30 protein-coding genes are annotated in these 26,441 nt (G+C 70.2%); 3 read left to right on the forward strand and 27 right to left on the reverse strand.

The annotated features are described in order from the left end of the window. Window positions 1-46: 46 nt before the first annotated feature. The 4 genes from alr (I8920_RS14415) to glmS are packed head-to-tail and all read right to left on the reverse strand — an operon-like array spanning window position 47 to window position 4,538. On the reverse strand, window positions 47-1,213 hold the full coding sequence (gene alr / locus I8920_RS14415) for an alanine racemase (protein WP_198656972.1): 1,167 nt from the start codon (window positions 1,211-1,213) through the stop codon (window positions 47-49). Further along, window positions 1,210-2,313, reverse strand: a complete 1,104-nt coding sequence (gene alr / locus I8920_RS14420; RefSeq protein WP_198656973.1) for an alanine racemase — start codon at window positions 2,311-2,313, stop codon at window positions 1,210-1,212. Before alr (I8920_RS14420) ends, alr (I8920_RS14415) begins: the two co-directional genes overlap by 4 nt. After that, window positions 2,310-2,684 carry a holo-ACP synthase gene (locus I8920_RS14425; protein ID WP_198656974.1) on the reverse strand — a complete coding sequence of 125 codons (375 nt, stop codon included), beginning with the start codon at window positions 2,682-2,684 and terminating at the stop codon, window positions 2,310-2,312. The genes alr (I8920_RS14420) and I8920_RS14425 overlap by 4 nt, the downstream gene beginning before the upstream one ends. A 6-nt stretch (window positions 2,685-2,690) precedes the next feature. After that, window positions 2,691-4,538 (reverse strand): glutamine--fructose-6-phosphate transaminase (isomerizing), encoded by a 1,848-nt coding sequence (gene glmS / locus I8920_RS14430; RefSeq protein ID WP_198656975.1) that lies wholly within the window; start codon window positions 4,536-4,538, stop codon window positions 2,691-2,693. 70 nt (window positions 4,539-4,608) lie between these two features. Here glmS and I8920_RS14435 point away from each other — a divergent pair, with 70 nt between their 5' ends. Then, complete coding sequence (locus I8920_RS14435; RefSeq protein WP_198656976.1) at window positions 4,609-5,094, forward strand: glutathione peroxidase; 486 nt, start codon at window positions 4,609-4,611, stop codon at window positions 5,092-5,094. 101 nt (window positions 5,095-5,195) lie between these two features. Further along, entirely contained in the window at window positions 5,196-6,140 is a 945-nt protein-coding gene (gene coaA, locus I8920_RS14440) for a type I pantothenate kinase (protein ID WP_198656977.1), read from the forward strand. Window positions 6,141-6,318: 178 nt separating this feature from the next. On the opposite strand, the gene glmM is transcribed toward coaA, so the two are convergent. The 12 genes from glmM to infA all read right to left on the reverse strand — a co-directional run bounded on the left by glmM (window position 6,319) and on the right by infA (window position 17,676). Beyond that, window positions 6,319-7,692 (reverse strand): phosphoglucosamine mutase, encoded by a 1,374-nt coding sequence (glmM, locus tag I8920_RS14445; protein ID WP_198656978.1) that lies wholly within the window; start codon window positions 7,690-7,692, stop codon window positions 6,319-6,321. Window positions 7,693-7,714: 22 nt separating this feature from the next. Next, window positions 7,715-8,200, reverse strand: coding sequence for a 30S ribosomal protein S9 (gene rpsI, locus I8920_RS14450; protein ID WP_111083442.1), 486 nt, complete (start codon window positions 8,198-8,200; stop codon window positions 7,715-7,717). A 38-nt stretch (window positions 8,201-8,238) separates the two neighbouring features. Next, on the reverse strand, window positions 8,239-8,685 hold the full coding sequence (gene rplM, locus I8920_RS14455; RefSeq protein WP_017885500.1) for a 50S ribosomal protein L13: 447 nt from the start codon (window positions 8,683-8,685) through the stop codon (window positions 8,239-8,241). 321 nt (window positions 8,686-9,006) lie between these two features. Then, window positions 9,007-12,123: an ExeM/NucH family extracellular endonuclease gene (locus tag I8920_RS14460; RefSeq protein ID WP_198656980.1), complete on the reverse strand. Its 3,117-nt coding sequence runs from the start codon at window positions 12,121-12,123 to the stop codon at window positions 9,007-9,009. A gap of 111 nt (window positions 12,124-12,234) precedes the next feature. Next, a complete protein-coding gene (gene truA, locus I8920_RS14465; protein ID WP_442873563.1) occupies window positions 12,235-13,146 on the reverse strand; it encodes a tRNA pseudouridine(38-40) synthase TruA in 912 nt (303 codons plus the stop codon). Window positions 13,147-13,216: 70 nt separating this feature from the next. Next, complete coding sequence (locus I8920_RS14470) at window positions 13,217-14,335, reverse strand: FUSC family protein (protein ID WP_198656981.1); 1,119 nt, start codon at window positions 14,333-14,335, stop codon at window positions 13,217-13,219. A gap of 141 nt (window positions 14,336-14,476) precedes the next feature. Further along, the gene (rplQ, locus tag I8920_RS14475; RefSeq protein WP_198656982.1) at window positions 14,477-15,049 is read right to left on the reverse strand and encodes a 50S ribosomal protein L17; all 573 of its coding nucleotides are present in this window, start codon (window positions 15,047-15,049) and stop codon (window positions 14,477-14,479) included. Window positions 15,050-15,112: 63 nt separating this feature from the next. Further along, a complete protein-coding gene (locus I8920_RS14480) occupies window positions 15,113-16,108 on the reverse strand; it encodes a DNA-directed RNA polymerase subunit alpha (protein WP_198656983.1) in 996 nt (331 codons plus the stop codon). Window positions 16,109-16,298: 190 nt separating this feature from the next. Beyond that, a complete protein-coding gene (gene rpsK, locus I8920_RS14485; RefSeq protein ID WP_017885507.1) occupies window positions 16,299-16,697 on the reverse strand; it encodes a 30S ribosomal protein S11 in 399 nt (132 codons plus the stop codon). Window positions 16,698-16,706: 9 nt separating this feature from the next. Beyond that, window positions 16,707-17,081 (reverse strand): 30S ribosomal protein S13, encoded by a 375-nt coding sequence (gene rpsM / locus I8920_RS14490; protein WP_058728274.1) that lies wholly within the window; start codon window positions 17,079-17,081, stop codon window positions 16,707-16,709. A 186-nt stretch (window positions 17,082-17,267) separates the two neighbouring features. Next, entirely contained in the window at window positions 17,268-17,384 is a 117-nt protein-coding gene (gene rpmJ, locus I8920_RS14495; protein ID WP_022903266.1) for a 50S ribosomal protein L36, read from the reverse strand. A 70-nt stretch (window positions 17,385-17,454) separates the two neighbouring features. Continuing rightward, window positions 17,455-17,676 carry a translation initiation factor IF-1 gene (gene infA / locus I8920_RS14500; protein ID WP_017885509.1) on the reverse strand — a complete coding sequence of 74 codons (222 nt, stop codon included), beginning with the start codon at window positions 17,674-17,676 and terminating at the stop codon, window positions 17,455-17,457. Window positions 17,677-17,967: 291 nt separating this feature from the next. Between infA and I8920_RS14505 the strand changes: the two genes are divergently transcribed. Next, complete coding sequence (locus I8920_RS14505; protein WP_198656984.1) at window positions 17,968-19,266, forward strand: LCP family protein; 1,299 nt, start codon at window positions 17,968-17,970, stop codon at window positions 19,264-19,266. 401 nt (window positions 19,267-19,667) lie between these two features. On the opposite strand, the gene map is transcribed toward I8920_RS14505, so the two are convergent. From map to rplX, 11 genes are all read right to left on the reverse strand, one after another. Then, on the reverse strand, window positions 19,668-20,447 hold the full coding sequence (gene map / locus I8920_RS14510) for a type I methionyl aminopeptidase (RefSeq protein WP_232832898.1): 780 nt from the start codon (window positions 20,445-20,447) through the stop codon (window positions 19,668-19,670). A 58-nt stretch (window positions 20,448-20,505) separates the two neighbouring features. Beyond that, complete coding sequence (locus tag I8920_RS14515) at window positions 20,506-21,096, reverse strand: adenylate kinase (RefSeq protein ID WP_198656985.1); 591 nt, start codon at window positions 21,094-21,096, stop codon at window positions 20,506-20,508. Then, window positions 21,093-22,415, reverse strand: a complete 1,323-nt coding sequence (gene secY / locus I8920_RS14520; protein WP_198656986.1) for a preprotein translocase subunit SecY — start codon at window positions 22,413-22,415, stop codon at window positions 21,093-21,095. The genes I8920_RS14515 and secY overlap by 4 nt, the downstream gene beginning before the upstream one ends. A gap of 147 nt (window positions 22,416-22,562) precedes the next feature. Further along, window positions 22,563-23,027: a 50S ribosomal protein L15 gene (rplO, locus tag I8920_RS14525; RefSeq protein WP_110893938.1), complete on the reverse strand. Its 465-nt coding sequence runs from the start codon at window positions 23,025-23,027 to the stop codon at window positions 22,563-22,565. Beyond that, window positions 23,024-23,209: a 50S ribosomal protein L30 gene (gene rpmD, locus I8920_RS14530; RefSeq protein WP_173168934.1), complete on the reverse strand. Its 186-nt coding sequence runs from the start codon at window positions 23,207-23,209 to the stop codon at window positions 23,024-23,026. Before rpmD ends, rplO begins: the two co-directional genes overlap by 4 nt. Continuing rightward, window positions 23,209-23,997, reverse strand: a complete 789-nt coding sequence (rpsE, locus tag I8920_RS14535) for a 30S ribosomal protein S5 (RefSeq protein WP_198656987.1) — start codon at window positions 23,995-23,997, stop codon at window positions 23,209-23,211. Before rpsE ends, rpmD begins: the two co-directional genes overlap by 1 nt. Beyond that, entirely contained in the window at window positions 23,994-24,368 is a 375-nt protein-coding gene (gene rplR / locus I8920_RS14540) for a 50S ribosomal protein L18 (RefSeq protein WP_031259041.1), read from the reverse strand. Before rplR ends, rpsE begins: the two co-directional genes overlap by 4 nt. A 2-nt stretch (window positions 24,369-24,370) precedes the next feature. Then, on the reverse strand, window positions 24,371-24,907 hold the full coding sequence (gene rplF / locus I8920_RS14545; RefSeq protein WP_198656988.1) for a 50S ribosomal protein L6: 537 nt from the start codon (window positions 24,905-24,907) through the stop codon (window positions 24,371-24,373). Between the two features lie 6 nt (window positions 24,908-24,913). Further along, a complete protein-coding gene (gene rpsH / locus I8920_RS14550) occupies window positions 24,914-25,312 on the reverse strand; it encodes a 30S ribosomal protein S8 (protein ID WP_017885519.1) in 399 nt (132 codons plus the stop codon). Window positions 25,313-25,491: 179 nt separating this feature from the next. Then, a complete protein-coding gene (gene rplE / locus I8920_RS14555; RefSeq protein WP_198656989.1) occupies window positions 25,492-26,082 on the reverse strand; it encodes a 50S ribosomal protein L5 in 591 nt (196 codons plus the stop codon). Beyond that, complete coding sequence (gene rplX, locus I8920_RS14560) at window positions 26,082-26,441, reverse strand: 50S ribosomal protein L24 (RefSeq protein WP_198656990.1); 360 nt, start codon at window positions 26,439-26,441, stop codon at window positions 26,082-26,084. The genes rplE and rplX overlap by 1 nt, the downstream gene beginning before the upstream one ends.

The following is a 26,441-nucleotide window of genomic DNA, read 5'->3' on the forward strand; positions in this document are numbered from 1 at the left end:
TCGGTGCTGTCGACGGTCGTGTCGAGCAGCCACCGTGCCGGTTCGGTCACGGCCGCTCTCCCCGCAGGTAGGCGCCGACCCGCCCCTCGACCTCGTGGCCCTCGTAGACCCGGGGGACCCGGCTGCCGATGCGGCAGACGATCTCCTCGCCGATGGTCTCCAGCGCCGCGCCCCACTCGAGCACGGTCAGCTCGTCGTGTCCACCGGTGCCGAAGAGCACGACCGTGTCTCCGGTCTGCACGTCGTCGTCACCGACGTCCACCAGGAACTGGTCCATCGCCACGCGGCCGGCGATCGGGTACCGCTTGCCACCGATCGCGACCTCGATGCGTCCCTGCGCCAGGCGCGGGACGCCGTCGGCGTACCCGACGGGGACGAGCGCGAGGGTGGTCTCCGTCGCGGTGCGGTACGTGTAGTCGTACGAGACGCCGGTGTCGACCGGGACGCGCTTGGTCTTCGCGACCGAGGCGGTCAGTGTCATCACGGGCTCGAGGCCGAGGTCGGCTGCCGACACACCGTCGGCCCCGGGGATCCCGAACAGGTTCGCGCCCATCCGGACCATGTCCTTGCGGAACTCCTTGCGTTCCAGCCCGGCGAGCGACGCGGCGACGTGCTCCGTCGGGATGTCGAGCCCGAGGTCCTCGGCGATCTCGACCGCGGCGTCGAACACCGCGACCGCGGCGCTGTCGTCGCTGTCGGACGACTCCGCCAGGTGTGTGTAGGCGGCGACGACCTCGATGCGGCCGTCGCGCTGCGCGTCCCGCGCGAGCTCGACCAGGGCCGGCCAGTCCGACGCGGTCGCACCGTCGCGGTGCAGGCCGGAGTCGACGCCCAGGTGCACGCGTGCGGGCCGCTGGTCGACGGCGTCCACGATGCGCTGCAGCTCCGTGGCGTTCGAGACCCCGAGGTCGACGGCGGAGTCGATGGCGTCGCGGAAGTCCAGGTCGGGCGCGTGCTGCCACGTGAACAGGTGGACGTCCTCGCCCACGCCGATGGACCGCAGACGCAGCGCCGCGGGGACCGTCAGCACGCCGATCCACCGGATGCCGGCGTCGACCGCGGCGAGCGCGATCGGTTCGAGACCGTGCCCGTAGGCGTCGGCCTTCATGATCGCCATCACCTCGACGGGGTCCATCCACTCGCGGACCAGGTCGAGGTTCGCACGGTAGGCGTCGAGGTCGATGCGCGCCTGCCGGAGCGGTGCCGAGCTCACGTCGTCCTCCGTTCCACGCTGCGGCCGATCCGGGCGACCACCTCGTAGTTGATCGTGCCGATGGCGTCGGCCCAGTCCTCGACGGCGGGGTCGCCGTCGGCGGGGTCGCCCCACAGCACGGCCTCGTCGCCGACCTGCACGTCGGCGTCTCCGATGTCGACGTGCATGGCGTTCATCGCGACGCGACCGACCACGGGGAACGTGCGGTCCCCGATGCGCACCGAGACACGGTTGCCGAGGTCGCGGTCGAAGCCGTCCGCGTACCCGAGACCGATCACGGCCAGGCGGGTGTCGGCCTCGGCTCGCCACGTGTACCCGTAGGAGACGCCGTCGCCCGCACGGACCGGCACGGTGCGGAGCACGGCGGCGGTCACCCGCATCGCGGGGCGCAGCCCCAGGTCGGCCGAGGTGCGGTCGTCGAACGGGCTCAGCCCGTACAGGGCGAGTCCGACGCGGGACAGGTCGTGACGGGTCTCCGGCACGGCGATGCTCGCGGCACTCGCGGCCAGGTGCACCACGTCGGGCACGATGCCGTTCGCCGCGAGGCCGTCGAGTGCCCGCTGCAACGCGGCGTCCTGGTCGAGGTCGTCGGAGCGCGACGCGTTCGCCAGGTGCGACATGAGTCCCTCGACCCGGGTGCGGTTGCCGCCGCGGGCCAGGGCCCCGGCGGTCGCGAAGAGCTCGGCCCACTCGGACTCCACCGCACCGTTGCGGCTCAGCCCGGTGTCGACGCACAGGTGCACGGCGCGGACGTCGGAGTCGGCGGCGGCGGACAGCTGCTCGACGCTCGACACCGCCGGGGTGACGTCGTACTGCGCCGCACGGCGGAAGTCCTCGTCGGGGGCGTGCAGCCACGCCAGGATCCGCACGCCCTCGTCGATGCCGCCCTGCCGGAGGGCGACGGCCTCGTCGATGTCGGCGACCCCGAGCCACTCGGCGCCCGCGTCGACGAACGCCTGCGCGGCGGCCAGTGCCCCGTGTCCGTAGGCGTTCGCCTTGACGACGGCGATGACCCCGGCCGGGGCGACCCGCTCGGCGATCGTCGCGTAGTTCTCGATCAGGGCTCCACGGTCGACCGTGATGCCGGTGAACGCACTCACTGCTCTGTCCCCTCCAGGACCACGAACGCGGTCGCGATCCCTCCATCATGCGAGAGCGACAGGTGCACCGAGGTCACGCCACGCGCATCGGCCACCCGCCGCGCACCCTGGTGCAGCGTCAGCGACGGGTTCCGCTGGTCGTCCGAGACGACCTCGAGGTCCTGCCAGCTCAGCCCCGCGCTCGACCCGAAGGCCTTGATCAGTGCTTCCTTCGCCGCGAAGCGTGCCGCGAGCGACGCGATCGGCCGGGGTTCGCCGTCCCGGACCTGCTCGGACGGCGTGAACAGCCGCGCCCGCATCGCCGGCGTGCGCGACAGCACCCGTCCGAACCGCTCCAGGTCGACCACGTCGACCCCGATGCCGATGATCACGTTCGACTACTCGACGGTGACCGACTTCGCGAGGTTGCGCGGCTGGTCGACGTCCAGGCCCTTGGCCGCGGCGAGCTCCATGCCGAACATGTGCAGCGGTGCCACGGCGAGCAGGGGCTCGAACAGCGGGGTCGCGAGCGGGATGCGCAGGACCTCGTCGGCGAAGGGCAGCACGGCGGCGTCGCCCTCTTCGGCGATGGCGATCACCCGGGCACCGCGGGCGCGGATCTCCTGGATGTTCGAGACGACCTTCGGGTGCAACGACCGCGGGTCGCGGGGCGACGGCACGATGACGAACACGATCTGGCCCGGCTCGATGAGCGCGATCGGACCGTGCTTGAGCTCACCGGCGGCGAAGCCCTCGGCGTGGATGTACGCGAGCTCCTTGAGCTTGAGCGCGCCCTCGAGCGCGATCGGGTACCCGACGTGACGACCGAGGAACAGGACGCTGCGGGTGTCCGCCATCCAGCGGGCCAGGTCCTTGATGCCGGCGGCGTCCTCGATGGTCTGCTGCAGCTTCGGCGCGAGCCCCTCGAGCTCGGCGACCTGCTCGGCGATCTGCTCGGTGGTGAGCGTGCCGCGCAGCGTGGCCAGGTGCAGCCCGAGCAGGTAGAGCGCGACGCCCTGGGCGATGAACGCCTTGGTCGACGCGACCGCGACCTCGGGCCCGGCGTGCGTGTAGATCACGGCGTCGGACTCGCGCGGGATCGTGGCGCCCTGCGTGTTGCAGATCGACAGGACCTGGGCGCCCTGCTCGCGGGCGTACTTGACGGCCATGAGCGTGTCCATGGTCTCACCGGACTGGCTGATCGAGACGACGAGCGTGCGGTCGTCGAGCACCGGGTCGCGGTAGCGGAACTCGTGGGCGAGCTCGACCTCGACGGGCACGCGGGCCCACTGCTCGATGGCGTACTTGCCGAGGATGCCGGCGTACGCGGCCGTGCCGCAGGCGATCACGATGACGCGGTCGACGGTCGCCAGGCGCTCGGCGATCGGGTCGAGGTCGGTCAGGGTGACGGCGCCGTCGTGCACGCGACCGAGGATCGTCTTCGCGACGGCCTCGGGCTCCTCGCTGATCTCCTTCGCCATGAAGGAGCTCCAGCCGCCCTTGTCGGCGGCGGAGGCGTCCCAGTTGACCTCGAACTCGGCCGGCTCGGCCGGGGTGCCGTCGAAGTGGATGACGTCGACGCCGTCGGGGCGGATCGTGGCGATCTCGTCCTGCCCGATCGACAGCGCCCGCTGCGTGTGGGCGACGAACGCGGCGACGTCGGAGCCCATGAAGTTCTCGCCGTCGCCGAGCCCGACCACCAGGGGCGAGTTGCGACGGGCACCGACCACGACGCCGGGCTGGTCGGCGTGCACGACGAGGAGCGTGAACGCGCCCTCGAGTCGCTGCACGGTCTGCTGCATGGCGGCGGTCAGGTCACCGGTCTCGCGGAACGCCCGTCCGACCAGGTGCGCGGCGACCTCGGAGTCGGTCTCGCTGCGGAACTCGGTGCCCTCGGCCTGCAGTTCGGCGCGGAGCTCGGAGAAGTTCTCGATGATGCCGTTGTGGATGAGGGCGAGCTTGTCGCCGTCGGCCAGGTGCGGGTGGGCGTTGCCGTCGGTCGGGCCACCGTGCGTCGCCCAGCGGGTGTGCCCGATGCCGGTCGCGCCGTCCGGGATCGGCGACGACTCGAGCTCGTCGACCAGGGCCTGGAGCTTGCCGGCCTTCTTGGCCGACACGAGGTCTCCGGCAGGGTCGACCACGGCGATGCCCGCCGAGTCGTAGCCGCGGTACTCGAGGCGACGGAGGCCACCGAGGAGGACGTCCTGGCTGCTGTTGCTGCCGACGTAGCCGACGATTCCACACATGGGATCGATCCTACGGTCTGGCTGGGACCGGCCGCTGCATGCCCGCCACAAGAGGGATACCGTTTCGACCATGGGACGCTTCGACGACATCGCCATCACCACCCTGCACGGCGAGCAGACCACGTTCGGCGCCTACGCCGACAAGGCCGTGCTGGTCGTGAACGTCGCCTCCCGGTGCGGCCTCGCCCCGCAGTACGAGCAGCTCGAAGCCCTGCAGAAGGAGTACGGCCCGCGCGGCTTCACCGTCCTGGGGTTCCCGAGCAACCAGTTCCTGCAGGAGCTCGGCTCGTCCGAGGCCATCGACGAGTACTGCTCGACCACCTGGGGCGTGACCTTCCCGATGTCCGAGAAGGTCAAGGTCAACGGCAGGGGCGCGCACCCGCTGTACCAGGCACTCAAGGAGACCCCGGACGCGTCGGGCAAGGCCGGCCGCGTCAGCTGGAACTTCGAGAAGTTCCTCGTCGGTCCGGACGGCACCGTCACCCGCTTCCGTCCCGCGACCACGCCGGACGCCCCCGAGGTCGTCGCCGCCATCGAGGCGGCCCTGCCCGCCTGAGCGCGCCCGTCGCGCGCAGCGCGGGTGTCGGACGGGAGGCCCGCACCGCGTGAGCCGGTCGGCTCACGTGCTGCGGGCCTCCCGTCTGTACGCTCGATCCCATGCCGCTCTCGGAGACCGCCGTCGCGCACCCGACCCCCTTCGTCGAGATCCCCCGCGACGACTGGTCGCAGCTCGCGCCGAAGGAGCACCTGTCGCTCACGGAGACCGAGATCGTGCAGCTGCGCGGCCTCGGCGACCGACTGGACATGCAGGAGGTGCAGGAGGTCTACCTGCCCCTGTCCCGCCTGCTGACGCTGTACGCCGCCGGAGCACGGGACCTGCACGCGTCGACGTCGGCGTTCCTGGGCGACCGCGCCGGACGCACGCCGTTCGTCATCGGCGTCGCCGGGTCGGTCGCCGTCGGCAAGTCGACGGTCGCGCGACTGCTGCGGGAGCTGACGAAGCGCTGGCCGGACACCCCGCGCGTGGAGCTCGTCACGACCGACGGGTTCCTGTACCCGAACGCCGAGCTCGAACGGCGCGGGATCATGGACCGCAAGGGTTTCCCGGAGTCGTACGACCGCCGCTCCCTGCTGCGCTTCGTGAGCCAGGTGAAGAGCGGGGCGACCGAGGTGCGCGCGCCGTACTACTCGCACCTGGTCTACGACATCGTGCCGGACGCCGAGATCGTCGTGCGCCAGCCGGACGTCCTCATCGTCGAGGGCCTGAACGTGCTCGCACCGCCGGTGCACGGGCGGCTGGCGCTGTCCGACCTGTTCGACTTCACGATCTACGTCGACGCGAAGACCAAGGACATCGAGTCCTGGTACGTCGACCGGTTCCTGGCCCTGCAGGAGGAGGCGTTCTCGAGCCCGGACTCGTTCTTCCACCGGTTCGCCTCGCTCTCACGCGAGGACGCGGTCGAGACGGCGACCCAGGTGTGGCGGGCGATCAACGAGCCGAACCTGATCGAGAACGTGCTGCCCACCCGCTCCCGCGCGACCCTGGTGCTCAAGAAGGGCGCGAACCACAAGGTGAACTCGGTCCTGCTCCGCAAGATCTAGCCCAGGCGGGGGTGCGCGCTGGCGCGGGCGCGGGCGCGGGCGCGAACGCGGGCTCGCGGGCGCGGAGTCGCGCCCCGGCACGGTCATCGCGCCCCGAAGAGCCGGGGCGCAACGACCGCAGCGGGGCGCGGGCGCGGCGCGGGGCCGGTTCGGATGCGCCCCGCAGTGCGGCTGCGCCCTACGCGGCGTCGAGCGCCAGGCGCTCGCTGACCACGGCGGCGAGCTCCTCGGCGATGCGCTGGGCGTCGTCCTGCGAGGCGGCCTCGACCATGACCCGCACGACGGGCTCGGTGCCCGACGGCCGGAGCAGCACGCGGCCGCTGTCGCCGAGCGCCTCGGTGGCTGCGGCGATGGCGTCCTGCACGCCCTGGTCGGCCAGCCCGTGCCGGTCGACCCCGCGGACGTTGAGCAGCACCTGCGGGAACACCGTCATGCACGAGGCGAGCTCCTGCAGGGACTTCCCGGTCCGCGCCATCTCGGCGACCAGGTGCAGCCCGGTCAGGATGCCGTCGCCGGTGGTGGCGAACTCGTTGAAGATGATGTGGCCGGACTGCTCGCCACCGATGGAGTAGTCGCCCTCGGTCATCTTCTCGAGCACGTAGCGGTCGCCCACGCCGGCCTCGATCACGGTGATGCCAGCGTCGGCCATGGCACGCTTCAGCCCGAGGTTCGACATGACCGTCGCGACGAGGGTGTCGTCCTGCAGGCGGCCGCGCTCCTGCAGCGACAGCGCGAGGATCGCCATGATCTGGTCGCCGTCGATCGCGTTGCCCGCGGCGTCGACGGCCAGGCAGCGGTCGGCGTCACCGTCGTGCGCGATGCCGACGTCGGCACCGTGCTCGAGCACCGCGCGGGCGAGGTTGTCGATGTGGGTCGAACCGACGCCGTCGTTGATGTTCCAGCCGTCGGGGTCGGCGCCGATGAGCGTCACGCGGGCCCCCGCGTTGACGAAGACCTCGGGCGAGACGCCGGCGGCGGCACCGTTGGCGCAGTCGAGCACCACGTGGATGCCGTCGAGCCGGTGCGGCAGCGTGCCGAGCAGGTGCACGACGTAGCGGTCCTCGGCGTCGGCGAACCGCGAGATGCGCCCGACGTCGATGCCGGTGGGCGTCGGTGCGGAGTGGTCGTGCATGGCCGCTTCGATGCGGTCCTCGACCTCGTCCGGCAGCTTGCGACCACCCGTGGCGAAGAACTTGATCCCGTTGTCCGGCGCGGGGTTGTGCGACGCGGAGATCATCACGCCGAAGTCGGCGTCGATGTCCGCGACGAGGAACGCCGCAGCGGGGGTGGGGATGACCCCGGCGTCGAGCACGTCGACGCCGGCAGAGGCGAGCCCGGCCGCGACCGCGGCACCGAGGAACTCACCGGAGACGCGCGGGTCGCGCGCCAGGACCGCGCGGGGGCGCGGTCGGCCGGACGCCCGGCGGGCGTCCGCATGGTGTCCGTGCGTGAGCACGGCCGCGCTGGCCTGGGCGAGACCCAGAGCCAGCGCGGCCGTCAGCTCGCCGTTGGCGAGTCCACGAACACCGTCGGTACCGAACAGACGCGGCATTGCGATCGGGTTCGCTGAGCGACTAGCGCTTCGAGAACTGCGACGCCTTGCGGGCCTTCTTGAGACCGGCCTTCTTGCGCTCGATGACGCGGGCGTCACGGGTGAGGAAGCCGGCCTTCTTGAGGGTCGCGCGGTTGTTCTCGCGGTCGATCTCGTTCAGGGTGCGGGCGATGGCGAGACGGAGCGCGCCGGCCTGACCCGAGGGGCCGCCGCCGGTGATGCGGGCGACGACGTCGTACGAGCCGAGGAGCTCGAGCACCTTGAACGGGTCGTTGATGAGCTGCTGGTGCAGCTTGTTGGGGAAGTAGTCCTCGAGCGAGCGGCCGTTCACGACGAACGTGCCCGAGCCGGGGACCAGGCGGACGCGCGCGATGGCCTCCTTGCGGCGCCCGACGGCACCGCCGGAGACGTTGAGGATCTGACGGGGAGCGGCCTCGGCAGCGGCGGGTGCGCTCTCCGTGGTGAAGCTCTCCGGGGTCTGGTCGAGGGAGTCAGCGATCTGAGCCATGAGTTTTGTCTGTGTCCTTGAAGTCGTCGTGGCCGGAACTACTGTGCGACCTGGTCGAAGATGTACGCCTTGGGCTGCTGCGCTGCGTGCGGGTGCTCCGCGCCGGCGTAGACCTTCAGCTTCTTGAGCTGCTCGCGGCCGAGGGTGTTCTTCGGCAGCATGCCGCGGATCGCCTTCTCGACGGCGCGGGTGGGGTGCTTCTCGAGCATCTCCGGGTAGGAGGTCGCCGTGAGGCCGCCCGGGTAGCCCGAGTGGCGGTAGTAGACCTTCTTGGCGAGCTTGGAGCCGGTGAGGGCGACCTTGTCCGCGTTCACGATGATGACGTAGTCACCCATGTCCATGTGCTGGGCGAAGGTGGCCTTGTGCTTGCCGCGCAGGAGCGCCGCGGCGTGGGTGGCGAGACGGCCGAGGACGACGTCGGTCGCGTCGATGACGATCCAGTCGTGCTGGACGTCTGCCGGCTTCGGTGAGAACGTGCGAGTCACAGGAGTGCTGCTTTCGTGTCGAGGTGAGGAGTCCGTGAATCCCACTCCGGTCGGACGTTCCCCCTGCAGAAGCAGGCGGAACACCTCGGTTGGAGGGCTCATCTGACTGTCCGGCGCACGGGGCGCACAGACCAAGGTGAGAGCCTAGCCGACGCGGCTCGCGTTGTCGAACGTGACCGCCTGTCGGCCGGGAGGCGCGGTGCGGTCCCGCCCCGCGCCTCCCGGCCGTCCTCCGCTCGCCACCACCGCACGTGGTGAGCAGGAATGGTCGGGTCGCACACGGCGACCCGACCATTCCTGCTCACGAAACGCGCGCGGGGGCTACTCCGCGGTCGCGGCCTTCCGACGACGGCGGACGATCAGCACGCCCGCACCCGCCGCGAGCAGCAGGAACGCCACCAGCGCACCAGCACCCATGCCCTCGGCACCCGTGAACGCCAACTGCCCGTCCGTCGTGATCGTGATCGGGGTCCACCCGATCACCGACCCGTCCGCAGCCGTCACCGCCAACCGGTGCGCACCCGGCACCGTGTCCGCCGGGATCGTCACCCGGACCGTGCCGTCCGCCGCGACCACGGCCGTGCCGATCAGTGTCGGCGACGAGTACAACCACACACGCACCGTGTCACCGGCCGACGCGGTGCCGACCGTCACCGTGATCGTCTCCCCCGCACGAGCCGTCGCCGGCGCCGAGACACCACCACGGTTCGCCTCCGTCAACGACGACTCCGACGGCGCCACCGGAACCGACGGGGTCCCACCGGTGACCGGGGGCGTGATCGGGGTCGTCGGGGTGATCCCGTCGCCCGGCGGGACCGGCGTCGGCGCAGGCGTCGGGTCCGTCCCCGGACCCGGGGTCGGACCAGGCGTCGGGTCCGTGCCCGGGCCCGGCGTCTCGGCGTCGTCCACGTCGAAGCCGACCAGGATCGGGTCGTGGTCGCTCGCCCGGTACACGTCGTCGGTGTACAGGTCGGAGACGTTCGAGTTGTGCCGGCTGTACTCCAGGCCCACCGACTCGACCGAGTTGATGTTCCAGATGTCCACGCCCGTGACCGTCTCGAGCGCGGAGGGCGACGCGAGGACGTGGTCGAGCGAGCCGCTCAGCCCGGAGAACACGTACGAGTACTCGGTACCGTCCAGCGCCGGGCCGAGGTCCGTGTAGCCGGCGTCGTCGAGGACCACCATCGGATCCTCCTTGCTGTAGGCGTTGAAGTCGCCGAGCATGAACACCTTGTCGGTGCCGTACTGCTCCTGCATGTCGGCGGAGAAGGTCACGAGGGCCTCCGCCTGCGCCACGCGGGATGCGTTCGACGCGCCCTGGCCGTCGCCCTGGTCCGCGTTCTCGCCGGTGCCGGACCCCTTCGACTTGAAGTGGTTCGCGATCACCAGGAAGTCGTCGTCCGCCGTGCCGCCGACCGGACGGAAGGCGTCGGCGACGGGCTGGCGGGCGTTCGTGAACGCGTCGTCGAGCAGGATCGTGGATTCGCCGACGGGTGCGACGCGGTCCCGCTTGTAGATGAGCGCGAGGCGGATGACGTCCTCGCTCGCCGGCACGACGGCCGGGGACTCCGCGTACGCCCAGGTGTCCTCGCCGGTCGCGGCGTTCAGGGCCTCGACGAGCGTCGCCACGGCGGCGTCGCGGTCCTGGCCGAAGCGGGCCGAGTTCTCGATCTCCTCGAGCGAGACGACGTCGGCGTCCAGGCCGTTGATCGCCTTGACGATCTTGACCTGCTGGCGCAGGAAGTCCTCTTCCTCGGCGGCACCGCGGGCGTCGCAGCCGGAGTTCACGGTGACGGGGTCGCCGGCGCGGTCGGTGTAGTACGTGCAGCCGGTCAGCTGGTCGCCCGTGGTCGGGAAGTAGTTGAGCACGTTGAACCCGGCGAGCTTCAGGTCACCGCCGACGTCCTGCGGCAGCGGCTGCCGCACGTTCGAGAACGACGCGGGCAGGTCCGCCGCCGGGGTGGCGCCCGTGATCGGCGCGGTCGGCTGGAGCTTCCACCCGTTGTTGCGGTAGTCCAGGACGACGGGCTCCGAGAACGTGGCCCCGGCACCGACGGTGACCGGGCCCTGCGTCAGCCAGGACACCGGGATGCCCTTGTTCGCCTGGCTCAGGAAGTTCGTGCTCGCACCGTCGTCGAGCGTGACCTTGCGTGCGGCGTTGTCGGCCTCGACGGCCTTCGCCTCGGCGCTGCCCGGTCGGCCGACCTCGGTCGGCTGGATCAGCCGCTTCGTCCCGCTGGCCAGCACGACCTCGCCGTACTGGTTCGTCGTGTAGTTGTCGGCGACCGTGTAGGCGCCCTGGGGTGCGACGAGCATGCTCTCGAGCGACTCGCGCTGCGCGTCGGACGACGGGAACGCGACCGCGGCGGGCTGCGGGGCGACGACGGCGCCGGGGAGCTGCTCGAGCGATGCCGCGTCCGGGACCGTGAGCTCGGTCAGGCCGAAGTACTCGGACACGGCACCGGTGACGCGGACGTGGTCGCCCTGCTGCACCAGGCCGGCCGTCGCCGACGAGAAGACGAACACGGCGTCGGACGCTGTGCGGGACCCGAGGTCGATCGCACCGCCGGTGCCCGGGGTCTGGATCGTGTAGCCGTTGAGGCCACCGGTGGCGTAGACCGCGGTCACGACACCGTCGGTGGTCACGGTCTTCCCCGCGTACGGCGAGGTGTCGGTGGCGCCCTGCAGCTGCGCGATCGTCACGGTCTCGGCCGGGGTGCCGGGCGCGGGGCTCTCGCCGTCGCCCGGATCGGTCGGCTCCGTGGGCCCGGTCGGCGCCGTCGTCTCACCCGCGGCGTTGCGCGGCGTGAGCGTCGTCGTCACCGAGAAGTCGGCGGCGTTGTCGTCGGTGTCCGTGGTGCCCTGGCGCACCAGCCCGTTCGGCACGGCGTTCCCGCCCTCGACGGTGCGGACCGCGCCCTCGGAGGTGTTCGAGGCGCCGTACCCGAGCAGGTCGACGACACCTTCGGTACCGGTGGCGACCGGGCCGGCGGCGAGCGCGAGCGGCGCGGTGGCGTCGGAGAGCACGAGCGTGCCGGTGGTGCCGGAGGGGTTGAGCGACGCGGTGTCGTCGGCGGTCGGCAGGTCGGCGCCGACCGCGTTCGCTCCCCCGTTGCCCGCCATCGACACCAGGAAGGTGCCCTTCGCAGGCACGGTGCCCTCGAGCGCGCTGGCTGCGAAGGTGCCGGTGCCCGTCGCCGAGCGGTACTGCAGCGACCACCCGTCGAGCGAGACCGGGGCGTCGGTCGGGTTGCCGATCTCGACGAACTTCTGGTCGTAGAAGGCCCCCGTGCTCCCCGCCTTCAGGTAGGCCTCCTGGATGACGAGGTCGGTGCCCTGCGGGTTCGCGGTGGCTGCGGTGACGGTGACGAGTGGTGCGGCGAGGAGTGTCGCGGCGACCGTGGCGCACAGCACAGTGCGTCCGTGGAGCTTGGGCATGCTGACCTTCGGTGAGGGACGGGTGACCCTCGAACGCTAGCGACCTGCGCGGTCGCTCAGGTTTCCGGCGGGTGAACGATCCGTTCCACCCGCGTTCGGGGTGCGTCGCGGTCAGGACCCGACGGCACCGTCCTCCGTGCGGCGGGCCCGGGTCTGCTCAGCGCGACCCGCGAGTTCATCGTCGGCCGGGTACCCCACCTCGGTCAGGGTCAGCCCCCTGGCCGGTGCCGTCTTGAACGCACTCGTCCGCGTCCGGGCGACGCGCAGCTCCTCGAGACGGTCCGGCCCGAAGCGGCCCTCGCCGACCGCGATGGTCGCGCCGACCATCGCACGCACCATGGAGTGGCAGAAGGCGTCGGCCTGGAGGCGCGCCACCAGCACGCCGTCCGGCTCGCGGTCCCAGCGGAACTGCTGCAACGTCCGGATGGTCGTCGCCCCCTCGCGCGGCTTGCAGAAGGTCGCGAAGTCGTGCAGCCCGAGCAGCGTCAGCGCACCGCGCTCCATCGCTGCCGGGTCGAGCCGCGCCGCGTGCCAGACCGTGTGCCCACGCCGACGCGGATCGCGCGGGGCGTCGGCGTCCGCGATCCGGTACTCGTACCGTCGCCAGAGCGGGGAGAACCGTGCGTCGAACCCCTCGGGCGCGAGCGAGGCGCCGGTGACGACGACGTCGCCCTCCGGTCCGGCGATGCCGTTCACCCGCTTGACCAACCCGTCGAGCGGTGCGCGCCCCGCCCCACGCTTGGCCGTCAGCGCACCCCACTGCTCCGCGCTGAGGTCGAGGTGCGCGACCTGTCCCGTGGCGTGCACGCCGGCGTCGGTGCGCCCGGCGACGGTGAGCAGCGGCGGTTCCCCCCAGCGGGTGAACACCGTCGCCAGTGCACTCTCGAGCGCCCCCTGGACCGTCCGGAGCCCGGGCTGCCGGGCCCACCCCGAGAACGCGGCGCCGTCGTAGGCGATGTCGAGCCGCAGCCGCACGCCGGGGTCGGCGCCGTCGTCGTCCTGCACCGCGACCGTCTCGTCCACGCGACCACCGTACCGGCGACGACCCGCGCCTCCAGACCGGCGACCGGTGCGGTGACCGGGCGCTGCGTCGTCAGCCGCGCGGGCGACCGAACGCCGACGGTCCGGTGCGGGTGTCGAGGTCGTCCGTGGCACGCCGTTCGGACTCCACGATCCCCCGCAGCGCCACGAGGGCCGCGGCCGTCACGGCGACGTGCGAGGGGTTCTCGCGCGAGGCGTCGAGCGCCTGCTCGAGGTCCGCGATGGCGGCGTCCGCTTCCTCCTCGGGCGACTCACCCCGGATGGTCGCGGCGATCTGGCGCAGCGCCGTCGCGATCGGGGATGCGAACGCCGGGTCGGGCCGGCCGAGCCCCTCGGACACCGGGCCCGATCGGGCGACCAGCTCGGTCAGGTCGGTCGTGTACCAGGCGACCCGCTCGAGCGCACGGAACCGCGCACCGTCCTTCTGCAGCCGTGCCCGCGACCCGCGGAGCGCTCCGCGCGGGTTGAGGCGTCGGCTCTCGTGGGCGATCGCCACGCGCGACCGCACGTCGGCGATCGCCTGGTCGAGCCGGTCCTGCTGGTGGTCCCACGCCTTCTCGTCCCGCTTGCCCTCCTCGAGCACCGAGGCGAGCCCCTGCAGGTGGTCGGCGAGCACGCCGTTGACCGCGTCGATGCGGTGCTCGGCGTCCCAGAAGTGCAGCGGCGGGAACACCAGGAAGTTGACGAGCAGCCCGACCACGACACCGACGGCCATCTGCACGAGGTACCCGAACGAGTAGCCCTCGGCGTGCGCGCCGCCGACGAGCAGGACGAACAGCGCCGCGGTGGACACCCACGAGCTGCCCTCGCCGAGCACCCGGAACCCGCCCACCAGGACCCCGACGCCCACGGCCAGGGCGATCGCGAGGAACCCGGGGTCGCCGACCCACATCGTGAAGCCCGCGATCAGGATGCCGAGCGCGATGCCGATGAGGGTCTGGACCCCGCTCCGGATGCCCGCGATGACGGTCGCCTGCATCGCGACCACCGCGCCGAGCGGGGCGTAGTAGGGGTACTCCGCCGCCACCCCTGGCATGTACTGCGCGACGTACCACGCGATCACCGCGGCGGTCGCGGCCTTGGCGGCGTGCAGCAGACGCGGTTGCGTGCCGGACGTCCGGCTCCACCGCCACAGACGGGTGCCGAGCCCTGCCACGTGCTGGAACGCCATGCTTTCCTTCCCTGTGCCCCGCCCGGTCACGGTACCCGTGGGCCGAGCCGACCGGTGTCAGCTGTGGAACGCGAGGAAGCCCCCGCGACGCTGGGTCGCGGGGGCTTCCTCGTGGTGGTGCGGTGCCCGTCCGGGCAGCGACTACTTGGTGTCGTCGGCCTTCTCGGCGGCGTCGGCCTCGACCTCGGCGGCAGCCTCGGTCTCGGTCTCCGACTCGACCGGAGCGGACTCCTCGGTGGTCTCGGTCTCCTCGACCGGGGCCTCCTCGGTGGTCTCGTCGGCGGTCGGCTCCTCGACCGGAGCGGCAGCAGCAGCCGGAGCCGCGTTGCGCTTCACCGGCGCGGGGGTGCTCGAGACCGGCTCGAGGACGAGCTCGATCGACGCCAGCGGGGCGTTGTCGCCCTTGCGGAAGCCGAGCTTCGTGATGCGGGTGTAGCCGCCCTGGCGGTCCTCGACCTGCGGGGCGATCTCGGTGAACAGCGTGTGCACGACGGACTTGTCGCGCAGGATGCTGATCACGCGACGACGCGCGTGCAGGTCGCCACGCTTCGCGAACGTCACGAGACGCTCGGCGACGGGACGCAGGCGCTTAGCCTTCGTCTCGGTGGTCGTGATGCGACCGTGCGTGAAGAGGGCGTTGGCGAGGTTGCTCAGGAGCAGGCGCTCGTGGGCGGGACCGCCACCGAGGCGGGGGCCCTTGGTGGGCTTCGGCATGTCAGTTCTCCAGTGGTGATGGTGGTGCGCACTCTGTCAGTGCGCGTGCGCGTGAGCGCGAGGTCAGTTGTTGGACTCGTCCTCGTCGTACCCGCTGTAGAAGTGGGCGCCGTCGAATCCGGGGACGGTGTCCTTGAGGGACAGGCCGAGCTCGGTGAGCTTGTCCTTGACCTCGTCCACCGACTTCTGACCGAAGTTGCGGATGTTCATGAGCTGCGTCTCCGACAGGGCGACGAGCTCGGACACCGTGTTGATGCCCTCCCGCTTCAGGCAGTTGTAGCTGCGGACCGACAGGTCGAGGTCCTCGATCGGGGTCTGCAGCTCGTTCGAGAGCACCGCGTCGACCGGCGCGGGGCCGATCTCGATGCCCTCGGCAGCCGTGTTGAGCTCGCGGGCGAGCCCGAACAGCTCGACCAGCGTGCGGCCGGCCGACGCGATGGCGTCGCGCGGCGTGATGGCCGGCTTCGACTCGACGTCGACGACCAGGCGGTCGAAGTCCGTGCGCTCACCGGCACGCGTCGCCTCGACGCGGTAGGTGACCTTGAGGACCGGCGAGTAGATCGAGTCGATCGGGATCTGCCCGGCCTCGCTGAACTCGGAACGGTTCTGCGTTGCCGAGACGTAGCCGCGGCCACGCTCGATCGTGAGCTCGAGCTCGAAGCGCGCGGTGTCGTTCAGGGTCGCGATGACGAGGTCCGGGTTGTGGATCTCGACGCCGGCCGGCGCGGAGATGTCCGCGGCGGTCACCTGACCGGCACCCTGCTTGCGCAGGTACGCCGTGATGGGCTCGTCGTGCTCGCTGGAGACGACCAGGCTCTTGATGTTGAGGATGATCTCGGTGACGTCTTCCTTGACACCGGGAACGGTGCTGAACTCGTGGAGGACGCCGTCGATGCGGATGCTGGTGACAGCCGCGCCGGGGATCGAGGAGAGGAGCGTGCGGCGCAGCGAGTTGCCGAGGGTGTACCCGAAGCCCGGCTCGAGCGGCTCGATGACGAAGCGCGAGCGGTGCTCGGAGATCGGCTCCTCGGTCAGGGTGGGGCGCTGTGCAATGAGCACTGTGGGATTCCTTTCGGCGAAGTGTCCGCTATATGACACTTGGCGGTACGACGGGGCCGCGTGGGCCCCGACGGGTCTGTTGAGTTGTGATCACGCGCACACACGTGCGCGATCGAACGACCAGGAATGGCCGCGGGCCCTGCCCGGCCCCGTCAGGGGACGAGCAGGGCGCGGCCGGTTGCTCCTCGCGTCAGACGCGGCGGCGCTTGGGCGGGCGGCACCCGTTGTGCGCCTGCGGCGTGACGTCGTTGATCGAGCCGACCTCGAGGCCAGCGGCCTGGAGGGAGCGGATCGCGGTCTCGCGACCCGAGCCCGGGCCCTTCACGAAGACGTCGACCTTCTTGACGCCGTGCTCCTGCGCCTGACGCGCAGCGGACTCGGCGGCGAGCTGCGCCGCGAACGGCGTCGACTTGCGCGAACCCTTGAAGCCGACGGCACCCGAGGACGCCCAGCTGAGGACGGCACCGGACGGGTCGGTGATGCTGACGATGGTGTTGTTGAACGTGCTCTTGATGTGGGCCTGGCCCACGGCGACGTTCTTCTTCTCCTTGCGGCGCGGCTTGCGCGCGGCAGTCTTGGGGGTAGCCATGATGATCTCCTATCGGGCCTTCTTCTTGCCTGCCACGGTGCGCTTCGGTCCCTTGCGGGTACGCGCGTTGGTCTTGGTGCGCTGACCGCGCACCGGGAGACCACGACGGTGGCGGAGACCCTCGTAGCTACCGATCTCGACCTTGCGTCGGATGTCGGCGGCCACCTCGCGGCGGAGGTCACCCTCGACCTTGAAGTTGCCCTCGATGAAGTCGCGGAGGGCGACGAGCTGGTCGTCGGTCAGGTCCTTGACGCGGATGTCGCCGGAGATACCGGTCTCCGCGAGTGCCTGGACGGCGCGGGTACGGCCGACGCCGTAGATGTACGTGAGTGCGATCTCCACGCGCTTCTCGCGCGGGATGTCGACGCCTGCTAGACGTGCCATGTGCTGGCTGCTCCTGTTGTCGATGGAGGTGTGGCGCAGTACCGGTGCCCGGGCCTCCGCCCCGAGGTGTCCCCCGGCCGTCGTGCGACCGGGTTCTGGTACTGCGTTGTCGATCTTCAGTTGTGGGTCGTGCTCGAGCAGCCGGGTGTCCGATGGACAGGGCCGGAGCCGGTCACGCGCCGGGGACTAGCCCTGGCGCTGCTTGTGACGCGGGTTGCTCTTGCAGATCACCATGACGCGGCCCTTGCGACGGATCACTCGGCAGTGCTCGCAGATGGGCTTGACGCTGGGGTTGACCTTCATGATTCTTTCCTCGTGCTCGCTGGCTTCGTGCTCGGCAGGATTGCCGTGCCGTTCCTTTCCAGCTCGCGGATCACTTGTAGCGGTAGACGATCCGGCCGCGGGTCAGGTCGTACGGGCTCAGCTCCACGATCACGCGGTCCTCGGGGAGGATGCGGATGTAGTGCTGGCGCATCTTCCCGGAGATGTGCGCGAGGACCTTGTGTCCGTTCGTCAGCTCAACGCGGAACATCGCGTTGGGCAGAGCTTCGAGCACCGAGCCTTCGATCTCGATGACGCCGTCTTTCTTGGCCATAGCCTCACTGTCGCTTGGTTGTGGAACTGGTGTGATCCCCGAACCGGTCTGCGGGTCGGTCGCCACACCCGAGAGGGCATGACACACCAAAGATCGATCTTATGTGGTAAACCCGCAATTGCCAAGTGCGGGCGCGGACGGCCCCACGTCTGGGGCTGCCCGACCGGCTCCGAGCGGTCCAGAGTGGTGTGACGGTGCGCTCGGGGCGTGCACGCGCGCGGAGGCTGGAGTCAGCCACGCACCCACGTCCGCCGCGACGCAACGCGCGCCGGACCACCGAACGGAGACCACGTGCCCGACGCCACCCGACGCCCCTTCGCGCGACACGGCAAGCAGGCCCGGCGGCGGAGCTGGACCACGCTCGTGACCGTCGTGGCATCGGCACTGGCCGTCCTGCTCGTCAGCGGCACGAGCGTCGCCGCGATCGCGGGTGCACAGCTCGCAGCGGCTCCGGAGACCGTCGAGCTGAGCACCGACGACCAGAGCACCGCGCGGACCGCCGACATCACCGCCATCGACGGCGGGGCGAACATCCTGCTGATCGGGAGCGACACCCGCGTCGGGCAGTTCGACTCCGACGAGGACGTCGAGGGCGCCCGCAACGACGTCACGATGCTCGTCCACATCTCGCAGGACCACCAGCAGCTCACGGCCGTCAGCTTCCCCCGCGACCTCATGGTGCCGATCCCGGCGTGCACGAACCCCGCCACCGGCACCACCTACCCCGCCGCGACCGCCGCGATGTTCAACACCGCACTCGGCAACGGCGGGGTCTCGTGCGTCGTGGACACGGTCGAGAACCTGACCGGCCTGAGCATCCCCTACGCCGGCCTGATCACCTTCGACGGCGTCATCGAGATGTCGAACGCGCTCGGCGGCGTCGACGTCTGCGTGGCCGAGCCGATCGACGACACCTTCACCGGGCTGCACCTGACCGCCGGTTCGCACTCGCTCGAGGGGGCCGACGCCCTCGCCTTCCTGCGCACCCGGCACGGCGTCGGTGACGGCAGCGACCTCGCGCGCATCAGTTCCCAGCAGGTGTTCCTGTCCGCGCTGCTCCGCAAGGTCACCGCGGAGGGCACGCTGTCGGAGCCGGTCACGCTCTACAAGCTGGCCGGGGCCGCCCTGTCGAACATGACGCTGTCCGACGGACTCGCACGACCCCGCACGCTCGTCGCGCTCGCCTCGGCGTTGCGGGGCATGAGCACGGCGAACATGCTCTTCGTGCAGTACCCGGTCGCCGACGACCCCGCCGACAAGGCGCGGGTGATCGTCGACCAGGAGACCGCGCACACGCTCAACGTCGCCCTGCAGAACGATGTGCGGTCATCGTTGAGCGACTCGAGCACCGGTCGCGCGTCCGAGGAGTCGCCGTCGCGTGGCGGGACGTCCTCGGGGAGCTCCGGGGCAGCCGGATCGTCCGGGGGCACGGAAGCGCCGTCCGCGGATCCGAGCACCCCCGGTGCGGCGACGGGCAGCACGGCCCCGACGCCGAGCACCACCAGGACCCCGACCGCCACGGCGACCCCGCTCCCGTCCTCGATCACCGGGCAGAGCGCGTCCGAGCGGACCTGCTCCGTCGGCAACTGACGGCGGCCGCCGGCGTCCCGGCGACACGCCACCGCCTTGGCGTGGCTCGTTCGGGCAACACGCCGGCGTCTTGGCGGGGCTCGTCCGGGCAACACGCCGGCGTCTTGGCGTGGCTCGTCCAGCAACACGCCGGCGTCACCCCTCGACGCCGTGATCCGCGTGAGACGCCGCCGATTTCGAAGGCGTCTCGCCGTCGTCACGGCGTCAGGGGAACACGACGGCGTCTCCCGTCACCCGTCACCCGACGTCAGGGGGACACGACGGCGTCGCGCCGTCATCGGGGCGTCACGACGGCGTCTCCCGGACCGTCGATCGGCGTGCGCTGCGAGGCGGGGGCGAGCCGCGCCTCCAGGCCGTCCGCGAGCGGCGCGCGCACTGCGGAACCGGACCGGAGGCGCGTCCTACGGGATCGGGACCGGCGTCACACCCAGCGGCGCGAGCGCCCCGGCGCCGCCGTCGGCGGCCGTGAGCACCCAGATGCCGTCCGCGTGCACCGCGACGCTGTGCTCCCAGTGGGCCGCGTCCGAACCGTCCAGCGTCCGCACCGTCCAGTCGTCGTCGTCCGTCGAGCTGTCGATCGTGCCCGCCGTGACCATGGGCTCGATCGCCACGACCAAGCCGGGCTTGACCGCCGGGCCGGCACCGCGGACGCGGTAGTTGAAGACGGGCGGGTCCTCGTGCATGGACCGGCCGATGCCGTGCCCCGTGAAGTCCTCGACGATGCCCCAGGCACCCGTCTCCTCGATGGCGTCCTCGACGGCAGCACCGACCTCGTGCAGGTTCTTCGCCGTGGCGAGCGCCGCGATCCCGTGCCAGAGCGACCGCTCCGTCGTGTCGCAGAGCGTCTGTCGAGCGGTAGTGACAGACGCGTCGCCACCGGGGACCACCACGGTGAAGGCGCTGTCGCCGTTCCACCCGTCCACCTCGGCGCCGGCGTCCACCGAGACGATGTCACCCGGAGCGAGGACGCGGTCCCCGGGGATGCCGTGCACGATCTCGTCGTTGACGGACACGCACAGCGTGTGGCGGTAGCCGGGCACGAGCTGGAAGTTCGGGATCCCGCCGCCGTCGCGGATCGTCCGCTCGGCGATCGCGTCGAGCTCACCGGTCGTGATGCCGGGGCGGACCGCGGCACGGACGGCGTCGAGCGCCTCGGCCGTCAGGAGCCCCGGACGCACCATGGCGCGGAGCTCGTCGGGCGTCTTGTAGATCGAGGGCTTGCGGAACCGCACCACGGCGTCAGACGGCTGCGGTGAGCCCGCGACCCGCCAGGGCGGACTGGATGCGGTCGCCGACCTCGTCGATGCCACCGAGTCCGTCGACGTCGACCACCAGGCCGCGCTCGCCGTAGGCGGCCACGATGGGCGCCGTCTGCTCGGCGTAGACCTGCTGACGACGACGGATCGTCTCCTCGTTGTCGTCGCTGCGGCCCTGGTCTTCGGCGCGCTTGAGCAGACGACCGACGAGCTCGTCCTGGTCGGCGACCAGCTGCACGACCGCGTCGATGCCGGTGCCCTGCTCGGCGAGCAGGGCGTCGAGGTACTCGACCTGTCCGACCGTGCGGGGGTAGCCGTCGAGCAGGAAGCCGTGCTCGGCGTCGGCCTCGGCCAGACGCGATTTGACGAGCTCGTTCGTCAGCGAGTCCGGCACGTACTCGCCGGCGTCCATGAGCGCCTTGGCCTGCACCCCGAGCGGCGTCCCCTCGGCGACGTTCTTGCGGAAGATGTCGCCGGTCGAGATCGCGGGGATCCCGAACGACTCTGCGATCCGGCCTGCCTGGGTGCCCTTCCCGGCTCCGGGAGGTCCGACGATGATGAGACGTGCGCTCAACGGAGAAGCCCTTCGTAGTGACGCTGCTGCAGCTGCGAGTCGATCTGTTTCACGGTCTCGAGACCGACACCCACGATGATCAGGATGCTCGCGCCACCGAACGGGAAGTTCTGGTTCGCGCCGAACAGCGCCAGTGCTGCCAGCGGGATGAGCGCGATGAGACCGAGGTAGAGCGAACCGGGCAGCGTCACCCGGGTGAGGACGTAGTCGAGGTACTCGGCGGTCGGGCGGCCGGCACGGATGCCGGGGATGAACCCGCCGTACTTCTTCATGTTGTCGGCGACCTCTTCGGGGTTGAAGGTGATCGCCACGTAGAAGTACGTGAACCCGACGATGAGCAGGAAGTACAGGACCATGTAGAACCAGTTGTCACCCGAGGTCAGGTTGTTCTGGATCCAGGTGACCCACGCCGCCGGCTCGGAGCCGTCGGAGGGCTGGTTGAACTGCGCGACCAGGGCCGGCAGGTACAGCAGCGACGACGCGAAGATGACGGGCACGACGCCGGCCATGTTCACCTTGATCGGGATGTACGTGTTGTTGCCGCCGTACGTCCGTCGTCCGACCATGCGCTTGGCGTACTGCACGGGAATCCGCCGCTGCGACTGCTCGACGAACACGACGGCCATCATGATGACCAGCCCGACGAGGATGACGAAGAGGAAGAGCTCGAAGGACTGCGACTGCTCGATGGCCCACAGCGCCGACGGGAACTGCGCCGCGATCGACGTGAAGATGAGCAGCGACATGCCGTTGCCGATGCCGCGCTCGGTGACGAGCTCGCCCATCCACATGATGAGGCCGGTACCGGCGGTCAGCGTGACGACCATGAGCATGATCGCGTACCAGCTGTCGTTCGAGATGATCGACGTGCAGGAAGGCGACGCGTTGGTGCCGAAGAGCGCTCCGGAGCGGGCGACCGTGATGAGGGTCGTCGACTGCAGCACACCGAGCGCGATGGTGAGGTAGCGCGTGTACTGCGTCAGCTTCGCCTGGCCGGACTGCCCTTCCTTGTAGAGGGAGTCGAAGTGCGGGATCACCACGCGCAGCAGCTGCACGATGATCGACGACGTGATGTACGGCATGATGCCGAGCGCGAAGACCGAGAGCTTCAGCAGCGCTCCGCCGGAGAAGAGGTTGATGAGGTCGTAGAGACCGCCGGACGACGACGCGCTGGCGAGACAGCTCTGCACGGCGGTGTAGTCGACGAACGGTGCCGGGATGTACGACCCGAGACGGAACAGCGCGATGATCGCGAGGGTGAAGCCGATCTTCTTGCGAAGATCAGGGGTGCGCATGATGCGCGCGACCGCTCTGAACACGAGGACTCCGAACTTCTGGGACCGGGGCCGTCAGACGCGGCCGTTCCGGTGTCGGTCGGCAGGGCCGACCCGGCTGGCGGATGCCGGCCACTGTCAAGGAAACCGTAACGGCGGCCCGTGCGCAAACGCACGGGCCGCCGACGGGGGTTACTGGGAGACGGTGCCGCCAGCAGCCACGATCTTCTCGGCGGCGGACGCCGAGACCTTGTCGACCGTGACCGTGATCTTCACGTTGATGTCACCCTGACCGAGAACCTTGACCTTCTCGTTCTTGCGGACGGCGCCCTTGGCGACCAGGCCCGCAACGGTGACGTCGCCACCGTCGGGGTAGAGCTCCGAGATCTTGTCCAGGTTCACGACCTGGTACTCGACCCGGAACGGGTTCTTGAACCCGCGGAGCTTCGGGGTGCGCATGTGCAGCGGCATCTGCCCACCCTCGAAGCCGACGCGGACCTGGTAACGGGCCTTCGTGCCCTTAGTACCGCGGCCCGCGGTCTTGCCCTTCGAGCCCTCACCGCGACCCACACGGGTGCGGTCCTTCTTGGCGCCCTCGGCGGGGCGGAGGTGGTGCAGCTTCAGCACCTGCACGCGCTCGTTCTTCTCGTCGCTCATGCGTCGACCTCCTCGACCTTCACGAGGTGCGCCACCGTCGCGATGTACCCGCGGTTCTGGGCGTTGTCCTCACGCTCGACCGTACGGCCGATGCGCTTGAGGCCCAGGCTGCGCAGGGTGTCGCGCTGGTACTGCTTCTCGCTGATAACGGACTTGATCTGCGTGATCTTCAGCGTTGCCATCACGCACCTGCCTTCTCGGTCGCGGCACGCAGGGCTGCGGCCTCGGCCTGGAGCAGACGAGCCGGGACGACCCGGTCGACGTCGAGGCCACGACGGCTCGCGACGGCGCGGGGCTCCTCGAGCTGCTTGAGGGCCTCGACGGTCGCGTGCACGATGTTGATGGTGTTCGACGAACCGAGCGACTTGCTCAGGACGTCGTGGATGCCGGCGCACTCGAGCACGGCGCGGACCGGACCACCGGCGATGACACCGGTACCGGCAGCGGCCGGACGGAGCAGCACGACGCCGGCAGCGGCCTCGCCCTGCACCGGGTGCGGGATCGTGTTGCCGACGCGCGGGACGCGGAAGAAGTTCTTCTTCGCCTCCTCGACGCCCTTGGAGATCGCCGTGGGGACCTCCTTGGCCTTGCCGTAGCCGACGCCCACGAGGCCGTTGCCGTCACCCACGACGACGAGCGCCGTGAAGCTGAAGCGACGACCACCCTTGACGACCTTCGAGACGCGGTTGATGGTCACCACACGCTCGAGGAACTGGCTGTCGCCACCGCGGTTGTTGCGGTCGCGGCCCTGCTGACGGTCACGCCCGCCACCACGACGGCCACGGTTGTCGGCCGAGTCGCGGTTGTTGGACGCGGATCCCGCGGCCGTCTCGACCGGGCGCTCGGCGACGGCAGGTGCCTCCGCCTCCTTGCCGGTCGTCGCGGCAGCCGTGCTCGTCGCAGCGGCGTCGTCCGTGGCCGGGGTGGCCTCGGTGTTGGCGTCTTCGTTGGTGTTCGCGATGTCGCTCACAGGTTCAGCCCTCCTTCACGGGCACCATCGGCGATCGCGGCAACGCGACCGGCGTACTTGCTGCCACCGCGGTCGAAGACCACGGCCTCGACGCCAGCCGACTTCGCGCGCTCGGCGAGGAGCTCACCGACGCGACGGGCCTTGGCGGTCTTGTCGCCGTCGAACGAGCGGAGGTCGGCCTCCATCGTCGAGGCGCTGGCGAGGGTGTGACCCTTCGCGTCGTCGATGACCTGCACGAACACGTGACGCGACGAGCGGGTGACGGCGAGACGGGGACGTGCCTCGGTGCCGGTGATCTTCTTGCGGAGACGGTTGTGGCGGCGGGCCTTGGCGGCTGCCTTGCTCTTGCCTCGTGTCTTGAGGAGTCCCATGATCACTTACCTGACTTTCCGGCCTTGCGGCGCACGTTCTCGCCGGCGTAACGGACACCCTTGCCCTTGTAGGGCTCGGGCTTCCGGAGCTTCCGGATGTTCGCGGCGACCTCACCGACGGTCTGCTTGTCGATACCGGCAACGGTGACCTTGTTGTTGCCCTCGACCGCGAAGCTGATGCCTGCCGGCGGCTCGACCGTGATCGAGTGCGAGTACCCGAGCGCGAACTCGAGGTTCGAGCCCTTGGCCTGCACGCGGTAACCGGTGCCGACGACCTCGAGGCCCTTGGTGTAGCCCTGGGTCACGCCGATGATGTTGTTGGCGATGAGGGTCCGGGTCAGGCCGTGGAGCGAACGCGACTCGCGCTCGTCGTCGGGACGCGTGACGAGGACCTGGTTCTCTTCGACCTTGGCCTGGATGGGGGCCGCGACGACGAGCGCGAGCTCGCCCTTGGGCCCCTTGACCGCGACGTTCTGACCGTCAACGGAGACGGTGACGCCGGCGGGGATGTCGATGGGGAGACGTCCGATTCGTGACATTGTCGATCACCACACGTAGGCGAGGACTTCCCCACCCACGCCCTTCTGCTCGGCTTCGCGGTCGGTCAGGAGGCCCGACGAGGTCGAGAGGATCGCCACGCCGAGGCCACCGAGGACCTGGGGGATCTCCGTCGACTTCGCGTAGACCCGGAGGCCCGGCTTCGACACGCGCTTGATGCCGGCGATCGAACGCTCGCGCTCGGGGCCGTACTTCAGGTCGATGGTGAGGGTCTGCCCGACGCGGGCGTCCTCCACCTTCCACTCGCTGATGTAGCCCTCACGCTTGAGGATGTCGGCGATGTTCTTCTTGAGCTTGGAGCTCGGGAGCGCGACGGCGTCGTGGTGCGCGGAGTTCGCGTTCCGCAATCTGGTCAGCATGTCTGCGACCGGATCGGTCATCGTCATGATGTTCGTCCATTTCTCGCCTGGTTTCGACACCCGTTCCACGAATGCCGACCTGAGCGATCGGGGTGGTCTCCGGGCGGTTCCCGGAGACCTGGGGCCGACGGCTGACGCCGACGACCGGTGTTCGTGCGTGCGGGCCGGAGGACGTGAATCCTCCGGCCCGCAGCGCCCGGACTATCTTAGACCGTCTGCTCGCTCGAGCGGAACGGGAAGCCGAGCTGACGGAGCAGCGCGCGTCCCTCGTCGTCCGTCTTCGCGGTGGTGACGACAGTGATGTCGAAGCCGCGGACACGGTCGATGCGGTCCTGGTCGATCTCGTGGAACACGGACTGCTCCGTGAGACCGAACGTGTAGTTGCCGTTCCCGTCGAACTGCTTGTCGCTGAGACCGCGGAAGTCGCGGATGCGGGGCAGTGCGAGCGAGATCAGCCGGTCGAGGAACTCCCACGCGCGGTCACCACGGAGGGTGACGTGCGCGCCGATGGCCTGACCCTCGCGCAGCTTGAACTGTGCGATGGACTTGCGGGCGATGTTGACCTGAGGCTTCTGACCCGTGATCGCCGTGAGGTCCTTGATGGCCCCCTCGATGATCTTCGAGTCACGAGCCGCCTCGCCGACGCCGGTGTTCACGACGACCTTGACCAGGCCGGGGACCTGGTTGACGTTCGCGTACCCGAACTGCTCGGTGAGGGCCGACTTGATCTCGGCGAGGTACTTCTGCTTGAGGCGCGGCTGGATCTTGCCAGCGGGCGCGGCAGTGGTGTCAGTCATCAGAGCTTCTCACCAGACTTCTTGGCGTAGCGGACGCGGACGGTCTTCTTGACGCCGTCCTTCTCCACCTCTTCGGTGCGGAAGCCGACGCGGGTCGGCTTCTTCGTCTTGGGGTCGACGATCGCGACGTTCGACACGTGGATCGGGGCCTCGTGCTGCTCGATGCCGCCGGTCTTCGAGCCGCGCTGCGTCTGGCCGACGCGGACGTGCTTCGTGATGAAGTTCACGCCCTCGACGACGACGCGGTTCTTGTCCTTGAGGACCTCGATGACCTTGCCCTGCTTGCCACGGTCGCCGCCACGCTCCTGCTTGGCTCCCGTGATGACCTGGACGAGGTCACCCTTCTTGATGTTCGCCAT

The organism is Curtobacterium sp. YC1 (assembly GCF_016267665.1).
Lineage (GTDB): Bacteria > Actinomycetota > Actinomycetes > Actinomycetales > Microbacteriaceae > Curtobacterium.

Bases quoted from the DNA above. Each gene is read 5' to 3' on its own strand.
- infA (WP_017885509.1), bottom strand. From the start codon at position 17,676: ATGGCCAAGAAAGACGGCGTCATCGAGATCGAAGGCTCGGTGCTCGAA.
- rpsH (WP_017885519.1), bottom strand. From the start codon at position 25,312: ATGACGATGACCGATCCGGTCGCAGACATGCTGACCAGATTGCGGAAC.
- I8920_RS14470 (WP_198656981.1), bottom strand. From the start codon at position 14,335: ATGGCGTTCCAGCACGTGGCAGGGCTCGGCACCCGTCTGTGGCGGTGG.
- rplF (WP_198656988.1), bottom strand. From the start codon at position 24,907: ATGTCACGAATCGGACGTCTCCCCATCGACATCCCCGCCGGCGTCACC.
- glmS (WP_198656975.1), bottom strand. From the start codon at position 4,538: ATGTGTGGAATCGTCGGCTACGTCGGCAGCAACAGCAGCCAGGACGTC.
- rplO (WP_110893938.1), bottom strand. From the start codon at position 23,027: ATGAGCGACGAGAAGAACGAGCGCGTGCAGGTGCTGAAGCTGCACCAC.
- coaA (WP_198656977.1), top strand. From the start codon at position 5,196: ATGCCGCTCTCGGAGACCGCCGTCGCGCACCCGACCCCCTTCGTCGAG.
- rplR (WP_031259041.1), bottom strand. From the start codon at position 24,368: ATGGGACTCCTCAAGACACGAGGCAAGAGCAAGGCAGCCGCCAAGGCC.
- rplE (WP_198656989.1), bottom strand. From the start codon at position 26,082: ATGACTGACACCACTGCCGCGCCCGCTGGCAAGATCCAGCCGCGCCTC.
- glmM (WP_198656978.1), bottom strand. From the start codon at position 7,692: ATGCCGCGTCTGTTCGGTACCGACGGTGTTCGTGGACTCGCCAACGGC.
- rpsK (WP_017885507.1), bottom strand. From the start codon at position 16,697: ATGGCTACCCCCAAGACTGCCGCGCGCAAGCCGCGCCGCAAGGAGAAG.
- rplX (WP_198656990.1), bottom strand. From the start codon at position 26,441: ATGGCGAACATCAAGAAGGGTGACCTCGTCCAGGTCATCACGGGAGCC.
- rpsM (WP_058728274.1), bottom strand. From the start codon at position 17,081: ATGGCACGTCTAGCAGGCGTCGACATCCCGCGCGAGAAGCGCGTGGAG.
- rpsI (WP_111083442.1), bottom strand. From the start codon at position 8,200: ATGGCTCAGATCGCTGACTCCCTCGACCAGACCCCGGAGAGCTTCACC.
- rpmJ (WP_022903266.1), bottom strand. From the start codon at position 17,384: ATGAAGGTCAACCCCAGCGTCAAGCCCATCTGCGAGCACTGCCGAGTG.
- I8920_RS14435 (WP_198656976.1), top strand. From the start codon at position 4,609: ATGGGACGCTTCGACGACATCGCCATCACCACCCTGCACGGCGAGCAG.
- I8920_RS14460 (WP_198656980.1), bottom strand. From the start codon at position 12,123: ATGCCCAAGCTCCACGGACGCACTGTGCTGTGCGCCACGGTCGCCGCG.
- rplQ (WP_198656982.1), bottom strand. From the start codon at position 15,049: ATGCCGAAGCCCACCAAGGGCCCCCGCCTCGGTGGCGGTCCCGCCCAC.
- map (WP_232832898.1), bottom strand. From the start codon at position 20,447: ATGGTGCGTCCGGGGCTCCTGACGGCCGAGGCGCTCGACGCCGTCCGT.
- rpmD (WP_173168934.1), bottom strand. From the start codon at position 23,209: ATGGCAACGCTGAAGATCACGCAGATCAAGTCCGTTATCAGCGAGAAG.